Annotated in this window: 12 protein-coding genes; 8 read left to right on the plus strand and 4 right to left on the minus strand. The window is 70.3% G+C overall.

All coding sequences use genetic code 11. The features are described from left to right. Position 1 precedes the first annotated feature (1 nt). The 4 genes from ABZT06_RS10695 (at position 2) to ABZT06_RS10710 (ending at position 5041) form a co-directional block, all read left to right on the plus strand. Positions 2 to 910 (plus strand): ABC transporter permease subunit, encoded by a 909-nt coding sequence (locus ABZT06_RS10695; RefSeq protein ID WP_355737963.1) that lies wholly within the window; start codon positions 2 to 4, stop codon positions 908 to 910. A gap of 192 nt (positions 911 to 1102) precedes the next feature. Beyond that, a complete protein-coding gene (locus tag ABZT06_RS10700; RefSeq protein ID WP_355738290.1) occupies positions 1103 to 2818 on the plus strand; it encodes a glycoside hydrolase family 13 protein in 1716 nt (571 codons plus the stop codon). Positions 2819 to 2948: 130 nt separating this feature from the next. Then, entirely contained in the window at positions 2949 to 3515 is a 567-nt protein-coding gene (locus tag ABZT06_RS10705) for a dihydrofolate reductase family protein (protein WP_355737965.1), read from the plus strand. Between the two features lie 134 nt (positions 3516 to 3649). Next, entirely contained in the window at positions 3650 to 5041 is a 1392-nt protein-coding gene (locus tag ABZT06_RS10710; RefSeq protein WP_355737968.1) for an alpha-amylase family protein, read from the plus strand. Between the two features lie 4 nt (positions 5042 to 5045). Here the strand turns inward: ABZT06_RS10710 and ABZT06_RS10715 are convergent, their stop codons facing one another. Beyond that, the gene (locus tag ABZT06_RS10715) at positions 5046 to 5393 is read right to left on the minus strand and encodes a hypothetical protein (RefSeq protein WP_355737970.1); all 348 of its coding nucleotides are present in this window, start codon (positions 5391 to 5393) and stop codon (positions 5046 to 5048) included. 129 nt (positions 5394 to 5522) lie between these two features. Between ABZT06_RS10715 and ABZT06_RS10720 the strand changes: the two genes are divergently transcribed. The 4 genes from ABZT06_RS10720 to ABZT06_RS10735 all read left to right on the plus strand — a co-directional run bounded on the left by ABZT06_RS10720 (position 5523) and on the right by ABZT06_RS10735 (position 14504). Beyond that, complete coding sequence (locus ABZT06_RS10720; RefSeq protein ID WP_355737972.1) at positions 5523 to 6917, plus strand: glycoside hydrolase family 30 beta sandwich domain-containing protein; 1395 nt, start codon at positions 5523 to 5525, stop codon at positions 6915 to 6917. Between the two features lie 106 nt (positions 6918 to 7023). Then, positions 7024 to 12429 (plus strand): pullulanase-type alpha-1,6-glucosidase, encoded by a 5406-nt coding sequence (gene pulA / locus ABZT06_RS10725; protein ID WP_355737975.1) that lies wholly within the window; start codon positions 7024 to 7026, stop codon positions 12427 to 12429. 73 nt (positions 12430 to 12502) lie between these two features. After that, entirely contained in the window at positions 12503 to 14122 is a 1620-nt protein-coding gene (locus ABZT06_RS10730) for a fused response regulator/phosphatase (protein ID WP_355737978.1), read from the plus strand. Between the two features lie 28 nt (positions 14123 to 14150). After that, positions 14151 to 14504: an isomerase gene (locus ABZT06_RS10735; protein ID WP_355737980.1), complete on the plus strand. Its 354-nt coding sequence runs from the start codon at positions 14151 to 14153 to the stop codon at positions 14502 to 14504. Here ABZT06_RS10735 and ABZT06_RS10740 read toward each other — a convergent pair. From ABZT06_RS10740 to ABZT06_RS10750, 3 genes are all read right to left on the minus strand, one after another. Then, positions 14501 to 15190, minus strand: a complete 690-nt coding sequence (locus ABZT06_RS10740; protein WP_355737983.1) for a TetR/AcrR family transcriptional regulator — start codon at positions 15188 to 15190, stop codon at positions 14501 to 14503. The genes ABZT06_RS10735 and ABZT06_RS10740 overlap by 4 nt on opposite strands. 96 nt (positions 15191 to 15286) lie before the next feature. Beyond that, positions 15287 to 17212, minus strand: coding sequence for a hypothetical protein (locus ABZT06_RS10745; RefSeq protein WP_355737985.1), 1926 nt, complete (start codon positions 17210 to 17212; stop codon positions 15287 to 15289). Positions 17213 to 17261: 49 nt separating this feature from the next. Then, the gene (locus ABZT06_RS10750) at positions 17262 to 17762 is read right to left on the minus strand and encodes a tetratricopeptide repeat protein (protein WP_355737988.1); all 501 of its coding nucleotides are present in this window, start codon (positions 17760 to 17762) and stop codon (positions 17262 to 17264) included. Positions 17763 to 17816: the final 54 nt, after the last annotated feature.

Consider the following 17816-nt stretch of genomic DNA (forward strand, 5'->3'; position numbering starts at 1 on the left):
CATGAGTACGACCACAGTCGAGACCTCCGCCACGGTGTCGGAGGCCGGCCCCGCACAGGCACCCGGCCGGATCCGCCGCCGCGGAGAGCAGAGCCTGGCCGGCTCCCTCGCCTCTCACGGCATCCTGATCGTCGCGAGCCTGATCGCGCTGTTCCCGATCGCCTGGCTGGTGTTCCTGTCGCTCGGCCCGGACAAGGACGACTACCTCCACCCGGGCGGCATCTGGAAGAAGATGACGTTCGACAACTACTCGTTCGTCCTCCAGCACACCGAGTTCTTCAGCTGGCTCAAGAGCTCCCTGATCGTCTCGCTCGGCACGACCGTGATCGGTGTGCTGATCGCCGCGACCACCGGGTACGCCGTGTCCCGGATGCGCTTTCCGGGCTACCGGAAGTTCATGTGGGTGCTCCTGGTCACCCAGATGTTCCCGGTGGCGGTACTCATGGTGCCGATGTACCAGATGCTCTCGGACCTTCAGCTCATCGACAGCTATCTTGGACTCATCCTCGTGTACTGCACGACCGCGGTGCCGTACTGCGCCTGGCTGCTCAAGGGCTATTTCGACACCATCCCGTTCGAGATCGACGAGGCCGGACGCGTCGACGGGCTGACCCCCTTCGGCACGTTCGCGCGGCTGATCCTGCCGCTCGCCAAGCCGGGGCTCGCGGTCGCCGCGTTCTACAGCTTCCTCACGGCCTTCGGTGAGGTCGCGTTCGCCTCGACGTTCATGCTGTCCGACACGAAGTACACCTTCGCGGTGGGACTGCAGAGCTTCGTGAGCGAGCACGACGCCCAGCGGAACCTGATGGCGGCGACGGCGGTGCTGATCGCGATACCGGTGTCGGCGTTCTTCTACCTGGTGCAGAAGAACCTGGTCACCGGGCTTACTGCCGGCGGCACGAAGGGGTAGGTGCCGGTTGTCTTTCGGCCGCGGCGCCGTCGTGGCTGATCGCGCCCACGCGGCGGAGCCGCATATCGATGCAGCCCCGCGCCCCCAAGGACCCGAGGCGGTCGTGGTCTCCATCCGACCCCGCTGTGACTGCGGCCGCCTCGCCATCTCCCTACCTTTGACCTGATGAACCCGTTACACATCAAGGACGCCATGAGCCAGCAGCACTCCGCCCTCGCCCCGGCCCCCCACTCCGCCGAAGCCAAGCGCAGCGACTGGTGGCGGGACGCGGTGATCTACCAGGTCTACCCGCGCAGCTTCGCCGACAGCAACGGCGACGGCATGGGCGACCTGGAGGGCATCCGCACCCGACTGCCGTACCTGCGCGACCTCGGCGTGGACGCCGTGTGGCTCAGCCCCTTCTACGCCTCCCCGCAGGCCGACGCCGGCTACGACGTCGCCGACTACCGGGCCGTGGACCCCATGTTCGGCAACCTCCTGGACGCCGACGCGCTGATCCGGGACGCCCGCGCACTGGGGCTCAGGACCATCGTCGACCTGGTGCCCAACCACTCCTCCGACCAGCACGAGTGGTTCAAGCGGGCGGTCGCCGAGGGCCCGGGATCTCCGCTCCGGGACCGCTACCACTTCCGGCCCGGCAAGGGCGAGAACGGCGAACTCCCGCCCAACGACTGGGAGTCGATCTTCGGCGGCCCCGCCTGGACGCGCGTCGCGGACGGGGAGTGGTACCTCCACCTCTTCGCCCCCGAGCAGCCCGACTTCAACTGGGAGCACCCGGCCGTCGGCGACGAGTTCCGCTCGATCCTGCGCTTCTGGCTGGACATGGGCGTGGACGGTTTCCGCATCGACGTGGCACACGGCCTGGTGAAGGCGGAGGGGCTGCCCGACCTTGGATCCCACGACCAGGTCAAGCTTCTGGGCAACGATGTCATGCCGTTCTTCGACCAGGACGGCGTGCACGAGATCTACCGCCAGTGGCGGCTGATCCTCGACGAGTACAGCGGAAACAAGAAGGGGCCCGGAGGGCCTTCCTCAGAAGGGCGGGGGCGGGAGACGGGTGGGCGGATCTTCGTCGCCGAGGCATGGACCCCGACCATCGAGCGCACCGCGAACTACGTCCGCCCCGACGAGCTGCACCAGGCCTTCAACTTCCAGTACCTGAGCACCGCCTGGGACGCCGAGGAGCTGCGCGAGGTCATCGACCGCACGCTGGAGGCGATGCGCCCGGTCGGCGCCCCGGCCACCTGGGTGCTCTCCAACCACGACGTCACCCGCCACACCACCCGCTTCGCCAACCCGCCCGGCCTCGGCACCCAGATCCGCACGGCGGGGGACCGGGAGCTGGGGCTGCGCCGCGCCCGCGCCGCCACGCTGCTCATGCTGGCGCTGCCCGGATCGGCGTACATCTACCAGGGCGAGGAGCTCGGCCTCCCGGACGTCGTCGACCTCTCCGACGAGGTCCGGCAGGACCCGGCGTACTTCCGCGGCGCGGGCCAGGACGGCTTCCGCGACGGCTGCCGGGTGCCGATCCCGTGGACGCGCGAGGGATCGTCGTACGGCTTCGGCGCGGGCGGCAGCTGGCTGCCCCAGCCGCCGGAGTGGGCGGAGCTGAGCGTGGAGGCGCAGACCGGCGACCCCGACTCCACCCTGGAGCTGTACCGCACTGCCCTCGCCGTCCGCCGCGCCCAGCCCGACCTGGGCGCCGGCGACGCGGTCGAATGGCTCCGGGCACCCGAGGGCGTCCTCGCCTTCCGGCGCGGCGAGTTCGTCTGCGTCGCCAACACCGGCGGTGAGTCAGTGACGACTCCGGCGTACGGCCGTCTGCTGCTCGCCAGCGGGGAGGTCGCCGAGGTCGACGGGGACGCGAAGGTGCCGGCCGACACGACCGTGTGGTGGACGACCGCCTGAGCGCATACGGGGATCACCGGGCTCCCTCGGGGGCCCGGTGATTTTTCTGCCGGGCGTGTCGATCGGCGTGACGCGCGATCGACGCTTGGGTGGAAGGGCGAACAGCGCCCGACGCCTCAAGGAGAGAACCATGCAGATCCGCGCCCGCCTGAGCATGAGTGCCGACGGCTATGTGACCACCCCGAACGGCTGGCCCGCGCTGACCGCCGACCCCGCCTTCGTCTCCGGCCAAAGCCATGGGATCCGGGAGTTCCTGGCCGGCTGCGAGGCCGCGCTCATGGGCCGTACGACCTTCGAGCCCGCGCTGACCAACAGCCGCTGGCCGTGGCCCGACCTCGACGTGTTCGTGCTCGGCTCGCACCGCCCGGCGGGCACCCCGGACCACGTCACCACCGACAGCGACCCGGTGCGCCTGCTGGAGAAGCTCCGCGCGGCCAACCGGGGCGGCGACGTCCACCTCATCGGCGGCCCGCGCACGATCGGCACCTTCCACGCCCTCGGCGCGCTCGACCGCCTCGAACTGGTCGTCCTGCCCATGCTTTTCGGCGGCGGCATGCAGCTGACCCCCGCCCTCAGCCCCGAGACCGGCCTGACCTTCGTCAGCCAGCGGGCCCTGCCCGAGGGGGCGGTGGAGATCGTCTACTCCTGCGGGGAGAAGCGCGAGGACCTTCCGGTCAAGCCGGCCAGCCAGCGCTGAGCCGCCCGTCGAAGAGAGGTCGTGAAAGTTCTTGCCCTTGCTTTCACGCCTCTTGCTGTAAACATTTCAACAGCGGTACGTTCTCGCCGGCGCCGGGCAAAGACGCCCGGCCGTCACGTAAGGAGAACCCCCACGTGATACCGAGAAGGTCCGCAAGGGCAACCACGACCGCCGCGGCGACCGTGCTCGCCGCCACGGTCGCCGTCCTCACCCCCACCGCCGCCCAGGCCTCCCCGCCGGGCGCCAAGGACGTCACCGCAGTCCTCTTCGAGTGGAACTACACCTCCGTCGCCAAGGAGTGCACCCGCACCCTCGGCCCCGCCGGATACGGCTATGTCCAGGTCTCCCCGCCCGCCGAGCACATCCAGGGCTCGCAGTGGTGGACCTCGTACCAGCCGGTCAGCTACAAGATCGCGGGGCGCCTGGGCGACGCCGGCGCGTTCCAGAACATGGTCAGCACCTGCCACGCGGCCGGGGTGAAGGTCGTCGTCGACACGGTCGTCAACCACATGGCCGCGGGCAGCGGCACCGGTACCGGCGGCTCGTCGTACTCGAAGTACAACTACCCGGGCCTGTACTCCTCCTTCGACATGGACGACTGCACGTCCACGATCAGCGACTACACCAACCGCGCCAACGTCCAGAACTGCGAACTCGTCGGCCTCGCCGACCTGGACACCGGCGAGGAGTACGTCCGCGCCACCATCGCCGGATACATGAACTCCCTCCTGGGTTACGGCGTCGACGGCTTCCGCATCGACGCGGCCAAGCACATCCCCGCCACCGACCTCGCCAACATCAAGTCCCGGCTGAGCAATCCGTCGGTGTACTGGAAGCAGGAGGTCATCTACGGCAGCGGGGAGGCCGTCCAGCCCACCGAGTACACGGGCAACGGGGACGTCCAGGAGTTCCGCTACGCCTACGACCTCAAGCGCGTCTTCAACAACGAGAACCTCGCCTATCTGAAGAACTACGGCGAGGGCTGGGGCTATATGAGCAGCTCGGTGGCCGGCGTATTCGTCGACAACCATGACACCGAGCGCAACGGCTCCACGCTCAGCTACAAGGACAACGCCGGCTACACCCTCGCCAACGTCTTCATGCTCGCCTACCCGTACGGCGCCCCGGACATCAACTCCGGTTACGAGTGGTCGGACAAGGATGCGGGCCCGCCCGACAACGGCTCCGTGAACGCCTGTTGGCAGGACGGCTGGAAGTGCCAGCACGCCTGGCCGGAGATCCTGCGCATGGTCGCCTTCCGCAACGCCGTGCGCGGTGAGTCGGTCACCAACTGGTGGGACAACGGCGGCGACGCGATCGCCTTCGGGCGGGGCGCCAAGGGGTACGTCGCCATCAACCACGAGTCGAGCAGCCTGAGCCGGACCTACCAGACCTCGCTGCCCGCCGGGACGTACTGCAACGTGCAGAACAACACGAGCGTGACGGTCGGCTCCAACGGCCAGTTCACCGCCACCCTCGGCGCCGACACGGCGCTGGCGATCTACGCGGGCAAGTCGAGCTGCTGAGCCGCTACACCTCTGGCTGCCGCCCCTGTTCCCGCTGTTGGTTCCGGCGCAGGGGCGGCCGTCCGAGTATCTCGACGTACATGATCCGGCCGTCCACGACGTCGAGGATCAGCTCGCCCGACGAGGGCAGGAGCGGCACGCAGCGATGGCCGGGACCGAACGGCTGCCCCCGCGGATGGTCCGCCGTGCGGATGCTCTGGCAGAAGTCGTCCCCGCAGCCGCACTCGCCGACCAGCCGGACATCGCGGACGCAGACGGCCAGGTCGCGTTCCCCCTCCGCTTCGAGCAGAGCGGCCAGTTCATCCACCAGGTCCGGGAAGACCTCGCGCACCAGGGGCGGTTCCTGATCCATGCGGGGAACGTAGTCGTCCGGCCGCGGGTGGGGCGACCGATTATGGGCGGTACAGGAGGGGTTGACGGGGCAGGAAGGCGGTCTTACGGTCCGCGATGACATGGGAGCGCTCCCACGATTGGGTGGATCATGATACGTACGCTCAGAACCTGGACGGTGACCTCGGCGGCGGCACTGCTCGCCGTCGTCGGTGTCACCGCGGCCGACCTGCCGAAGGCGTCCACCACCGCCACCATCGACGGCTCCACCGCCTACCAGCCCATCGACGGCTTCGGCTTCTCCGAGCACTTCGGCCGGGCCGCCGTCATGAACGGCTCCGAGGGCCTGTCGGCCCAGCATCAGCGCGAGTTACTCGATCTGCTGCTCAGCCGCACCACCGGCGCCGGCCTCAGCATCCTGCGCCTGGGCATCGACTCCGGCATCCAGCCCACCGACCCCGGCGGCCCGAACGCCACCCCCCGGTACACCTGGGACGGCTACGACAAGGGCCAGGTGTGGCTCGCCAAGGAGGCGAAGGCGTACGGCGTCAAGCGCTTCTACGCCGACGCCTGGACCGCGCCCGGCTACATGAAGACCAACGGGACGGATGCCAACGGCGGCACCCTGTGCGGCCTTTCGGGAGCCGGCTGCGCGAGCGGGGACTGGCGTAAGGCGTACGCCGACTTCCTTGTGCAGTGGGCCAGGTTCTACGGCCAGGAGGGCGTCGGCATCACCGACATCGGCTTCACCAACGAACCCGACTGGACGGCGACGTACGACTCGATGCGCCTCACGCCCGCCCAGGCGACGGAGTACGTGAAGTTCTTCGGTCCCCTCGCGAAGGCGGCCGGATACCAGGTCGCCTGCTGCGACTCCTTCGGCTGGACCCAGCAGAAGGCTTACACGAGCGCGATCGAGGCCGACGCCATCGCCCGCGGTTACGTGAGCACCCACACCGGCCACAACTACGCCAGCGCGGTCGACAGTCCGCTGCCGACATCCAGGCGCACCTGGATGTCGGAGTGGTCGCCCAACGGCACCACCTGGAACGAGAACTGGGACGACGGCAGCGGCTACGACGGCTTCACGGTCGCCTCCGCCATCCACGACGCCCTCACCAAGGGGAACGTCAGCGGGTACGTCTACTGGTACGGCGCCTCCCTCGGCGCGACCCGGGGTCTGATCCAGATGGACGGCGACAGCTACCACGTCTCCAAGCGGCTGTGGGCGATGGCCAACTACAGCCGTTTCGTCCGCCCCGGCGCCACCCGGGTCGGCGCCACGACGACCGACAGCGCCCTGAAGCTCTCGGCGTTCCGCAACACCGACGGCACGGTCACGGTCGTCGCGCTGAACACCGCCACCGAGGCGAACCAGGTCGGATTCAGCCTCCGCAACACCGGGATCACCAGCGGGACCGCGACCCCGTACCTCACCAACGGCTCGAACAGCACCGCCCGCCAGGCGCCGGTCCCGGTCACCGGGGGCTCGCTGACGGCCACCGTCCCGGCCCGTTCGCTCGTCACCTACACCATCCGGCGCTGAAAGTTCTTTCCGGCTGTTTCAGGACTCTTGCTGTAATCCTTACGGCGGCGATACGGTCACGCGGGGTCGGACCCGCAGAGCCGTACATCGCAAGGAGTCCACGTCTGTGATACCCAGATGGCCGGTGCCGTCCAGGCGCCGCACCACGCATGCCGGACGGGTCGCCGCGGTCACCGTGACCGCGTTGGCCGCAGCGCTCGTCCAGCCGCTGTCCGCCCGGGCGGACACCCCGCCGCCACCGCCCTCCGACGCGAAGCTCGCCGCGCAGCCGGCCCGGCACGACGACACCCGTGAGCAGTTCTACTTCGTCCTGCCGGACCGTTTCGCCAACGGTGACACCTCGAACGACCGGGGCGGGCTCACCGGTTCCCGGCTGAGCACCGGCTACGACCCCACCGACAAGGGCTTCTACCAGGGCGGCGACCTCAAGGGCCTGACCAAGAAGCTCGACTACATCAAGGGGCTCGGCACCACCTCCATCTGGATGGCCCCGATCTTCAAAAACCGGCCCGTGCAGGGGACGGGGAGCAACGCCTCCGCCGGCTATCACGGGTACTGGATCACGGACTTCACCCAGGTCGACTCCCACTTCGGCACCAACAAGGATCTGGAGACCCTGATCTCCAAGGCCCACGCCAAGGGCATGAAGGTCTTCTTCGACGTCATCACCAACCACACGGCCGACGTCGTCGACTACGAGGAGAAGTCCTACGACTACCTGTCCAAGGGCGCCTTCCCTTATCTGACGAAGGACGGGGAGCCGTTCGACGACGCCGACTACGCGTCCGGCGCCCGCAAGTTCCCGGCGGTGGACGCCGACTCCTTCCCGCGCACACCGACGGTCACCGGCACGGGCGCCAAGGTCCCCTCCTGGCTCAACGACCCGGCGATGTACCACAACCGCGGCGACTCGACCTACGCCGGTGAGTCCACGACCTACGGTGACTTCTCCGGCCTCGACGACCTGTGGACCGAGCGCCCCGAGGTCGTCTCCGGCATGGAGCGGATCTACCAGCGCTGGGTCAGGGACTTCGGCATCGACGGCTTCCGGATCGACACCGTGAAGCACGTGAACATGGAGTTCTGGACCCAGTGGGCCACGGCCCTCGACGCCTACGCGGCAAAGCAGGGCCGGAAGAACTTCTTCATGTTCGGCGAGGTCTACTCCGCCGACACGTCGATCACCTCGCCGTACGTCACCCAGGGCCGTCTCGACGCCACGCTCGACTTCCCCTTCCAGGAGGCCGCCCGGCAGTACGCCTCCCAGGGCGGCAGCGCACAGTCCCTCGCGAAGGTCTTCGGAGACGACTACAAGTACACGACCGACAAGGCCAACGCCTACGAGCAGGTCACCTTCCTCGGCAACCACGACATGGGCCGCATCGGGTACTTCCTGAACCAGGACAACCCGAAGGCCACCGACGCCGAACTGCTCGCCAAGGACCGGCTCGCCAACGAGCTGATGTTCCTCAGCCGCGGCAACCCGGTCGTCTACTACGGCGACGAACAGGGCTTCACCGGCGCCGGCGGTGACAAGGACGCCCGCCAGACGATGTTCGCGTCCAAGACGGCCGACTACCTCGACGACGACGAGATCGGCACCGACCGCACGCACACGAGCGACGCGTACGACACGAGCGCGCCGCTGTACCGGCAGATCGCGGAACTGGCGAAGCTCCGCAAAACCGACCCGGCGCTGGCGGACGGCGTCCAGGAGGAGCGGTACGCGGCGGACGGGGCGGGGGTGTACGCCTTCTCGCGCACCGACGCGAAGACCGGCACCGAGTACGTCGTCGCCTTCAACAACGCGGGCGAGGCCAAGTCGGCCACCTTCGCGACCGGTTCGGCGGACATGGCCTTCAAGGGTGTCTACGGCGGTGCCCCGAGCGTCACCTCCGACGCCGACAAGAAGATCACCGTCACCGTCCCCGCCGGTTCCGCGATCGTCCTCAAGGCGGCCGGCAAGCCCGCCGAGCCCGCCACCGAGCCGACGCTCGCCCTCAAGGCCCCGGCCGCCGGAGCCACCGGAACCGTCGAGCTCACCGCCGACGTGGCCGGCGGACGCCTCGACCGGGTCGTCTTCGCGGCGCAGGTCGGCAACGGCGAGTGGCGGACGCTGGGCTCCGCCGACCACGCGCCCTACAAGGTCACGCAGGTCATCGACAAGGCCGTACCGGCCGCGACCGCCCTGCGCTACAAGGCGGTCGTGATCGACTCGGCCGGGCGCACGGCCAGTGCCACCGCCTCCTCGGAGACCGGCACCCCGCCCGTCGAGGAGACCCCGACCGCCTCCTCCCGCGACTACGCGGTCGTCCACTACAAGCGCACCGACGGCGACTACGCCGACTGGGGTCTGTACGCCTGGGGCGACCTGGCCGACGGCGAGTCCACCACCTGGCCCGACAGCCACCCCTTCGTCGGCAGGGACGCGTACGGCGCCTTCGCCTACGTCAAGCTGAAGCCCGGCGCCTCGAACGTCGGCTTCCTCGTCATCGACAAGGACGGCGACAAGGACGTCTCCGCCGACCGCACGATCGACGTCACGAAGACCGGCGAGGTGTGGATCGAGCAGGGCAAGGACGCCGTACGGACCGAGCGGCCCGACTACCCGGCGCAGGACAAGAGCAAGGCGGTCGTCCACTACCACCGCGCCGACGGGAACTACGACGGCTGGGGTCTGCACGTCTGGACGGGCGCCGCGAACCCCACCGACTGGTCGAAGCCGCTGGAGCCGGTGCGGACCGACGCCTACGGCGCGGTCTACGAGGTGCCCCTCAACGACGGTGCCACGAGCCTCAGTTACATCATCCACAAGGGCGACGCGAAGGACCTGCCCACCGACCAGTCCCTGGATCTCACGGCGAACGGTCACGAGGTGTGGCTGTTGAACGGCCAGGACAAGTACCTGCTCCCGCAGCCCGCCGGGTCCGCCGCAGCGCTCGACCTCACCACGTCCAAGGCGGTCTGGCTCGACCGGAACACGGTCGCCTGGAACGGTTCCGAGGCGGCGGCCTCCACACAGCTGCTGTACTCCCACGACGGCTCGATCGCCGTCCAGGGCGGAGCCCTGACCAGCGACGACGAGCGGTGGCTGCGACTCACCAGGACCGCCCTCACGGACGCGCAGAAGGCGAAGTTCCCGCATCTGAAGGACTACACGGCCTGGTCCGTCGACCCGCGTGACCGCGATCGCGTGAAGGAAGCCCTCAGCGGTCAGCTCGTCGCCTCCCAACGGGCCGCCAACGGAGCCGTGCTGGCGGTGACGGGAGTCCAGATCGCCGGCGTGCTCGACGACCTGTACCCGAAGGCGACGGCCGCGGACCTCGGGCCGACGTTCAGCAAGGGGCGCCCGACGCTCGCGGTCTGGGCGCCGACCGCGCAGTCGGTGAAGCTCGAACTCGGCGGTTCCACGGTCGCCATGAGACGCGACTCCGCCACCGGCGTCTGGTCCGTCACCGGCCCGGCGTCCTGGAAGGGCAAGCCCTACCGGTACGTCGTGAAGGTATGGGCGCCCAGCGTCGGGAAGGTCGTCACCAACAAGGTGACCGACCCCTACTCGGTGGCCCTCACCACCGACTCCGAGCGCAGCCTCGTCGTCGACCTGGACGACAGGTCCCTCGCGCCGGGCGGCTGGGCGACGTACACCAAGCCGAAGGCCGTGCCCCTCAAGGACGCCGAGATCCAGGAGCTGCACATCCGGGACTTCTCGGTGGCGGACGGGACCGTGCCCGCGAAGGACCGGGGCACCTATCTCGCCTTCACCGACAAGGGCGGCGACGGCTCGAAGCACCTGCGAGAGCTCGCGAAGTCGGGGACGAGCTACGTGCACCTGTTGCCCGCCTTCGACATCGCCACCATTCCCGAACGCCGGGAGGACCAGGCCACCCCCGACTGCGACCTCGCCTCCTACCCGGCCGACTCCGACCGGCAGCAGGAGTGCGTGGCCAAGGCCGCCGCGAAGGACGCCTACAACTGGGGCTACGACCCGTACCACTACACCGTCCCGGAGGGTTCGTACGCGACCGACCCGGACGGCACCGGCCGTACGGTCGAGTTCCGCAAGATGGTCAAGTCCCTGAACGACGACGGCCTCAGGGTCGTCATGGACGTCGTCTACAACCACACCGCGGCGAGCGGGCAGGCCGCGACGAGCGTGCTCGACCGGATCGTCCCCGGTTACTACCAGCGGCTCCTCGCCGACGGCTCGGTCGCCAACAGCACTTGCTGCGCCAACACGGCCACCGAGAACGCCATGATGGGCAAGCTGGTCGTCGACTCGGTCGTCACCTGGGCCAGGGAGTACAAGGTCGACGGCTTCCGCTTCGACCTCATGGGCCACCACCCCAAGGCCAACATCCTCGCCGTACGCAGGGCCCTGGACGCGCTGACCCCCAAGAAGGACGGCGTCGACGGAAAGAAGATCATCCTCTACGGGGAGGGCTGGAACTTCGGTGAGGTCGCCGACGACGCCCGCTTCGTGCAGGCCACGCAGAAGAACATGGCCGGGACCGGGATCGCGACCTTCTCCGACCGCGCCCGTGACGCCGTACGCGGCGGCGGCCCCTTCGACGAGGACCCCGGCGTCCAGGGCTTCGCGTCCGGGCTGTACACCGACCCCAACGCGTCCACCGCGAACGGGACGTCGCAGGAACAGAAGGCGCGCCTGCTCCACTACCAGGACCTCATCAAGGTGGGTCTGTCCGGCAACCTCGCGACATACCGCTTCACCGACAGCGACGGCAAGGAGGTCACCGGCGCCCAGGTCGACTACAACGGGCAGCCCGCCGGATACGCGCAGGCGCCCGGTGACGCCCTCGCCTACGCCGACGCGCACGACAACGAGTCCCTGTTCGACGCGCTGACGTACAAACTGCCCGCCGGCACCAGCGCCTCCGACCGGGCCCGGATGCAGGTCCTCGCCCTGGCCACGGCGGCCCTCTCGCAGGGCCCGGCGCTCTCCCAGGCCGGTACCGACCTGCTGCGGTCCAAGTCCCTGGACCGCAACTCCTTCGACAGCGGCGACTGGTTCAACGCGATCCACTGGAACTGCCAGGACGGCAACGGCTTCGGCCGCGGACTGCCCCCGGCGGCCGACAACGCGTCCAAGTGGCCGTACGCCAGGCCGCTGCTGGGCTCGGTGAAGGTCGGCTGCGCGCAGATCGAGGGGGCGTCGGCCGCGTACCGGGATTTGCTGAGGATCCGTACGACGGAGCAGGCGTTCTCGCTCGGCACGGCGGACCAGGTGCAGTCGCGGCTGTCCTTCCCGCTGTCCGGAGAGGAGGAGACACCCGGTGTGATCACGATGGAGCTCGGCGACCTGGTCGTCGTCTTCAACGCGACGCCGAAGGCACAGGGACAGCGGGTCGACGCCCTTGCCGGAAGCACCTACCGGCTGCACCCCGTGCAGGCGGCGGGGGCGGACTCTACCGTCAAGGAGGCGTCCTACGAGAAGAAATCGGGCACGTTCGCCGTTCCGGCACGAACCGTGGCCATTTTCGTCCGCCATCCCTAGCTGAAGGCATTACCTTGGTGGAGCAGGCCCCGAACCCCGGTCTGCTCCACCGGTGTTGCCCGAGGGGTGACAGATGGACGCACAAGGCAAGCTGACCGGCACGACCGTGCTGGTCGTGGACGACGTGGAGGCCAGCCGGTACGCCGTGGGCACCGTGCTGAGCCGTGCCGGACACCGGGTCGTACCGGTCGCCACCGGCGGCGAGGCCCTCGCCGAACTCGAGACACGGCTGCTCAAGGGCACCCTGCCGGACGTGGCGCTGGTCGACGTGGGGCTGCCCGACATGAGCGGCTTCGACCTGTGCCGGCTGTTCAAGGAACGCCCGCACACGGCCGGGATGCCCGTCGTGCACTTCTCGGCCTCCGCCGTGCCCCCCGCCGTGCACTGCGCGGGCATGGACACCGGCGTCGAGGCCTATCTGAAGGTGCCCGCCGAGCCCCTGGAGATCGAGGCCGTCGTCCGGGCCGCCGTACGCAACGCGCAACTGCGGGCCGGCGACCGGGCACTGGTACGACGGCTCACCCTGCTGTCCGAGACGATCGTCACCATCCAGTCGGCGCGCACCCTCCAGGAACTGTCCGACGCGGCCGCCGAGGGCGTCTCGCGGCTCACCGGCACCCCCGCCGCCGTCTTCGTCCTCGACCAGGACGACATGCTCTACCGCGGCCTGTCCCGCGACCGCATCCCCGTCGCGCTGCCCGACGACGACGCCGACCGGGCCGTGGCCACCCTGCTGCGCCGGCTCACCCGGGGGCAGGCCGGAGTGCAGCTCACCACCGTGCCGGCGCCGCTGTGGCCCGCCGGGTTCTTCCGGCCCGGCGTCGAGCACGACGCCCGCCTCGCGCTCGTCGTCACCCAGGACGGCCGGGCCCCGGTGTGCCTGGCCGCGCCTGCGCGCGGGATGCGCAGGGTGGGCCTGGAGGGCGAGGCCCTGCTGGCCCAGCTCGCTCAGGCCACCGCGCTGGCCGCCGAGCCGCTGCTCATGTACAAGGTCGAGCGGCATGTCGCCCTCACCCTCCAGCACAGCTTCCTGCCCCAGCCGCACAAGCTGCCCGAGCTGCCCGGCATGGACGTAGTGGTCCGGTACGTCCCCGCCTCCCGGCAGACCGAGATCGGCGGCGACTTCTACGCCGCGCTGCGCGTCGACGAGGGCGTGCTCACCGCGGTCGGCGACGTCGTCGGGCACTCGCTGGACGCGGCGACCGTCATGGTCGAGCTCCGGCACGCGCTGCGCGCCTACGCCGTCGACGAGAGCGACCCGGCCGTGCTCGCCGAGCGCCTCGACCGGACACTGCGGCGCTACCACCCCGACACCACGGCCACCGTCTGTCTGGCCCTGATCGACCCGGACACCGGGCGCACCCGGATCGCCAACGCCGGTCACATCCCGCCGCTGATCGTCCGCGACAACGGCACCGCCGACTACGCCGAGGCGTCGGGCCCGCTGCTCGGGGTCGGCCTGCCCCATCCGCCGGCCACCGAGCTGTTCCTCGAACCCACCGACCGGCTCCTCATGGTCACCGACGGTCTCATCGAGACCCGGGGCACCGACCTCACGGCCTCCCTGGAACAGCTGCGCGCGGCCTCCTCGGGCGCCCTGCCCGGACTGGACGCGCTGTGCGACACCCTCCTGGACACCTTCGGTCACGACCGGGAGGACGACATCGCGATGCTGGCGCTGCGGCTAGGGTGACCTGTGTCGCCGTAGAACAGGAGTGCCCATGCCGCAGATCACCGTCGAACGCTCCCCGCATCTCGACCATGTCGACTGGGAGGAGTTCGCTTTGGCGCTGCACCCGGTCGTGGTGGAGACGGCGGCCGCGAAGCTCGAGGCGTGCAAGACCCGGGTGCTGCGCAGCGAGGACGAGGCGGTCGGCGGTGAGAAGGAGAACCACGCGATCGTGAACGTCACGCTGGCCCTGCTCGCAGGACGGTCCGAGGAGACCAAGGCGAAGCTCACCGAGGCCGTCGTGGAACTGCTGCGCAAGCATGTCGGGCCCGTGGACGGCCTCACCGTGCACCTCTCCGCCGAGGTGCGCGACCTGGACGCCTCCTACACCAAGGCCGTGCTCTAGGAGGCCAGGGAGATCAGCCGGGCGGCGAGGTCGGTGAACGGGCCGTCGTTCGGCTCGTCCTTGAGCATGTGGCGCAGCAGCGCGGTCATCTCCTCGTCGAAGGCCGCGCTCACCGCGGCCAGCGCCGCGAAGTCGTGCACGAGCTTCAACTCCAGCTCGGCGCGCGGGATGCGTCGGCCGTCCAGCCAGAGCAGGGCCGTCGACTCGACGAGCGAGATCCAGGAGCGGACGACCAGTTCCAGTCGCGCGGGCGGATCGTCCACGCGCAGATGCGACAGGATCTGTTCGTAGGCGACCTGCCGTACGGAGTCGATGAGCGCGTTCGTCGCCGACGAGCCCACGGCGGGCCCACCGCGCATCAACGCCGAGAAACCCGGCCCGTGTTCGTCCACGAAGTCGAAGAACCGGCGCATCACCCGCAGCAGCCGGCCGCCCAGCGAACCCTCGTGCGGCTCCTCGAACCGGCTCGCCAGATCCTGCGCGGCCCGCTTCAACGCCGCCTCGTACAGGCTGAGTTTGCCGGGGAAGTAGTGGTAGACCAGTGGCCGCGAGATACCGGCCGCCGACGCTATCTCGTCGATGGAGACCTCGTCGGGCGAGCGACGGGCGAACAGTTCGAGGGCGACGCCGATCAACTGCTGACGCCGTTCCTCGACTCCCATTCTTCGACGGACCCCGGTTGTCATGCGAACACCTTACCGATCGGATCCGGCCTCGAACGGGCCGGATCTGCCAGCGGTGTTCACATGTCCGGCACCAGTCGATCACATGGGGACGACGCCCTACCGCAGTCCGCTGACCGCCCGCCCGTCCTCCAGGATCCCCTTCAGCTCGGCCTGGCCGCCCTGCTGCGCCCGCACCGCCAGCAGGTTGCCCCGGGCGGAACCCGTGACCCCGCCCGTCGCGCTGATCGACGACGTCCCCCGGCTCCCCGCCGCCAGCAGGTACCAGGATCCGGCCCCCGACTTCCACAGCACCCCGGCCAGCACCTGCGGATCCTTCGCCCCGCACGCCGGCACGTTCGCGGCCTTCGCCGCGACCGCCCCGTAGGTCGAGCCCGGGGTGTGGAACTGGGCCAGCACCCGCTCCCCGCCGCCCTGCCAGGTCTCGGCCCGGGTGCACACCCAGTCGGCCGTCCCGCTCGCGTCGGGCAGCGGCTGCGCGGCGTAGGCCCAGGCGTTCACACTGCGCACGCCCGAGGAGCGCATCGCACCGAGCGAGCAGGCGTACGGCGCCCAGGCGCGCAGGCCCCCGGCTCCGGAGGCGTCCTTCACGGACCCGGGGCGGCCGGTGGTGAGGCGGGCCGGGACGAGTTCGCCGAGGTCGGTCAGCAGCCGGGTGCCGGACGCGTCCGTCAGCTGGAGCACGTTCCAGGAGGTGCAGGCGCCGCTCTGCGCGGGGCCGGCCATCGGCGCGGTGGCGCCGCCGGTCAGCGGGAGGTCCATGGCGCCGGAGCCCGGCTTCAGCAGGTCCCGCTCGGCCGCCTTCGTCACCCAAGGGGCCGTCAGATAGCGGATGTTGCCGTCGGCCCGGCCCAGGACGACCGCGCCCGCCCCGGCCCGGTCCGCGCTGTCGACCCGGGCGAAGTCGAGGGCGGCTCCCTTGGTGTCGTCCCGCGGCTCGGCGTAGCGGACGATGCGCAGACCGTCGTACAGGAGCACCACGCGCGCGTTGTCGACGGTGCCCGCGTACAGGAGCTGCGGCGGGCCGGAGGGGCCGCCCGACGGGGTGCCGGGGGTCGCGGAGACCTGGACACTCTCGCCGGGACGGGCCCAGACGGCGAGGGCGCGGCGCAGCAGGGCACTGTCGCCGGTGAGGTCACCGCGCGCGGGCCACACCGAGAAGTCGGTGCGCGCCGAGGACTCCCACGCGGCGGCCGGGACCTTGAGCAGCAGGGCCGGGTTCAGGGCGGCCCGGGCGGCGGGGTTCTGCGCGTAGGGGGGCGCGGCGGCGCCGTCGGGACCCCAGCCGTCGCCGGGCATGCCGAGCAGCGCCCCGCACACGGCCACGGCCGCCGCGGCGGCGAGCGCGGCCTTCATGTGCTGCCTGCGCCGCATCAGGTCGGTGGGGCGGGCCTGGAGCGAACAGGGGTCGAACTCGGGGGAGTCGAGGAGGGCGTACCGGTCCTCGGCACCGGCGGCCTCGTCGAGCGCCGCGCCCACGTCGGCCACGCCGGCCGCCGTCAGCAGCTCCCGTACGTCGCCGTCGGCGAGCTTCTCCAGGCCGCGCAGGACATAGGCGGCGCGGGCCGGACCCGACATGGCCGACAGGCGCTGGTCCAGGGCGAGTTCGTCGGCGCCGCCGGAGCGCGGGAAGAACCTCAGGCCCCACACCTGGGGGAGCAGCGGCGGGAGTTGGGAGCGCTTGGGCCACGCCCTGCGCCTGAGCGGCAGGCCGGCCTCCAGGGCCGTACGCACCACCTGGAGGCGGACGAAGGCGTAGCCGGGGTCGCCCTCGCGGCCGCCCGACTGGGCCGGGATCACGGGCGTCGCGGTCCGGCCCCGCGGCAGGGCACGCTGGGTGAGGGCGTGCGCGGTCAGGACCCGCCGGCCCCGGCCGAGGCCCGGCGGCAGTACCAGATAGGCGAGCCGGACCAGCCGGGGGTAGTGCTCGACCAGTGCGGCCTCGGCCTGCTCGACATCGACGACGGGGTCGGCGGCGGAGCCGGAGGCGGGTGCGGGGCGCGGGGCGACATCCTGTGACTGCACGTTCAGCAGAACGAGCGAATCGTCGGTTGGTCACCGCCGCCCGGGTGGATCAGCTTTCCGGTTCGACCAGGGCGCGCGCGTAGTTGGCCATCGACCGCTGGTAGCGCGGCAGATGGGGGGCGAGCGCGCCCAGGACCAGCGACAGCCCCTCGCGGTCGCGGCCGAGGCTGGACAGACACAGGGCGAGCGTGGCCCGTACGGCATCGTCCAACTCGTCGGACGGGCCGTCCAGTTCGGGCGTGAGCAGCTTGACGCCCTCCTCCGCCTGCCCGATGTTCCGCAGGGAACTCGACAGTTGGATCTTGGCGCGCCGCCCCTTGTACCCGCGCAGCCCCTTCGCGAGCGCCTCCCGGTACAGCGGGGCCGCCATGTCCGAGTGCCCCGTCGAGTCCCAGGCGCAGGCCCGTTCGAACGGACCGTCCGGGCTGTCGTCCGGCAGCTCGGCCACGAGCGCGTCGATCACGACCCGGAACTCGGCCGCACGCTCCTCGGGAAAGTCGTCGAAGGTGTCCCACGCGGCGGTCACTCGCTTTTCCCAGTCCTCGTTCACCGGCACACTTTCGCACAGCCGTACCCGCGACGACACCAGGATTTGAGCGTCCCG

This window comes from Streptomyces sp. NPDC005483 (genome assembly GCF_040606035.1).
In the GTDB taxonomy this organism is placed as follows: Bacteria; Actinomycetota; Actinomycetes; order Streptomycetales; family Streptomycetaceae; genus Streptomyces.

Bases quoted from the DNA above. Each gene is read 5' to 3' on its own strand.
- ABZT06_RS10695 (WP_355737963.1), top strand. From the start codon at position 2: ATGAGTACGACCACAGTCGAGACCTCCGCCACGGTGTCGGAGGCCGGC.
- ABZT06_RS10730 (WP_355737978.1), top strand. From the start codon at position 12,503: ATGGACGCACAAGGCAAGCTGACCGGCACGACCGTGCTGGTCGTGGAC.
- ABZT06_RS10700 (WP_355738290.1), top strand. From the start codon at position 1,103: ATGAGCCAGCAGCACTCCGCCCTCGCCCCGGCCCCCCACTCCGCCGAA.
- ABZT06_RS10740 (WP_355737983.1), bottom strand. From the start codon at position 15,190: ATGACAACCGGGGTCCGTCGAAGAATGGGAGTCGAGGAACGGCGTCAG.
- ABZT06_RS10715 (WP_355737970.1), bottom strand. From the start codon at position 5,393: ATGGATCAGGAACCGCCCCTGGTGCGCGAGGTCTTCCCGGACCTGGTG.
- ABZT06_RS10705 (WP_355737965.1), top strand. From the start codon at position 2,949: ATGCAGATCCGCGCCCGCCTGAGCATGAGTGCCGACGGCTATGTGACC.
- ABZT06_RS10735 (WP_355737980.1), top strand. From the start codon at position 14,151: ATGCCGCAGATCACCGTCGAACGCTCCCCGCATCTCGACCATGTCGAC.
- ABZT06_RS10720 (WP_355737972.1), top strand. From the start codon at position 5,523: ATGATACGTACGCTCAGAACCTGGACGGTGACCTCGGCGGCGGCACTG.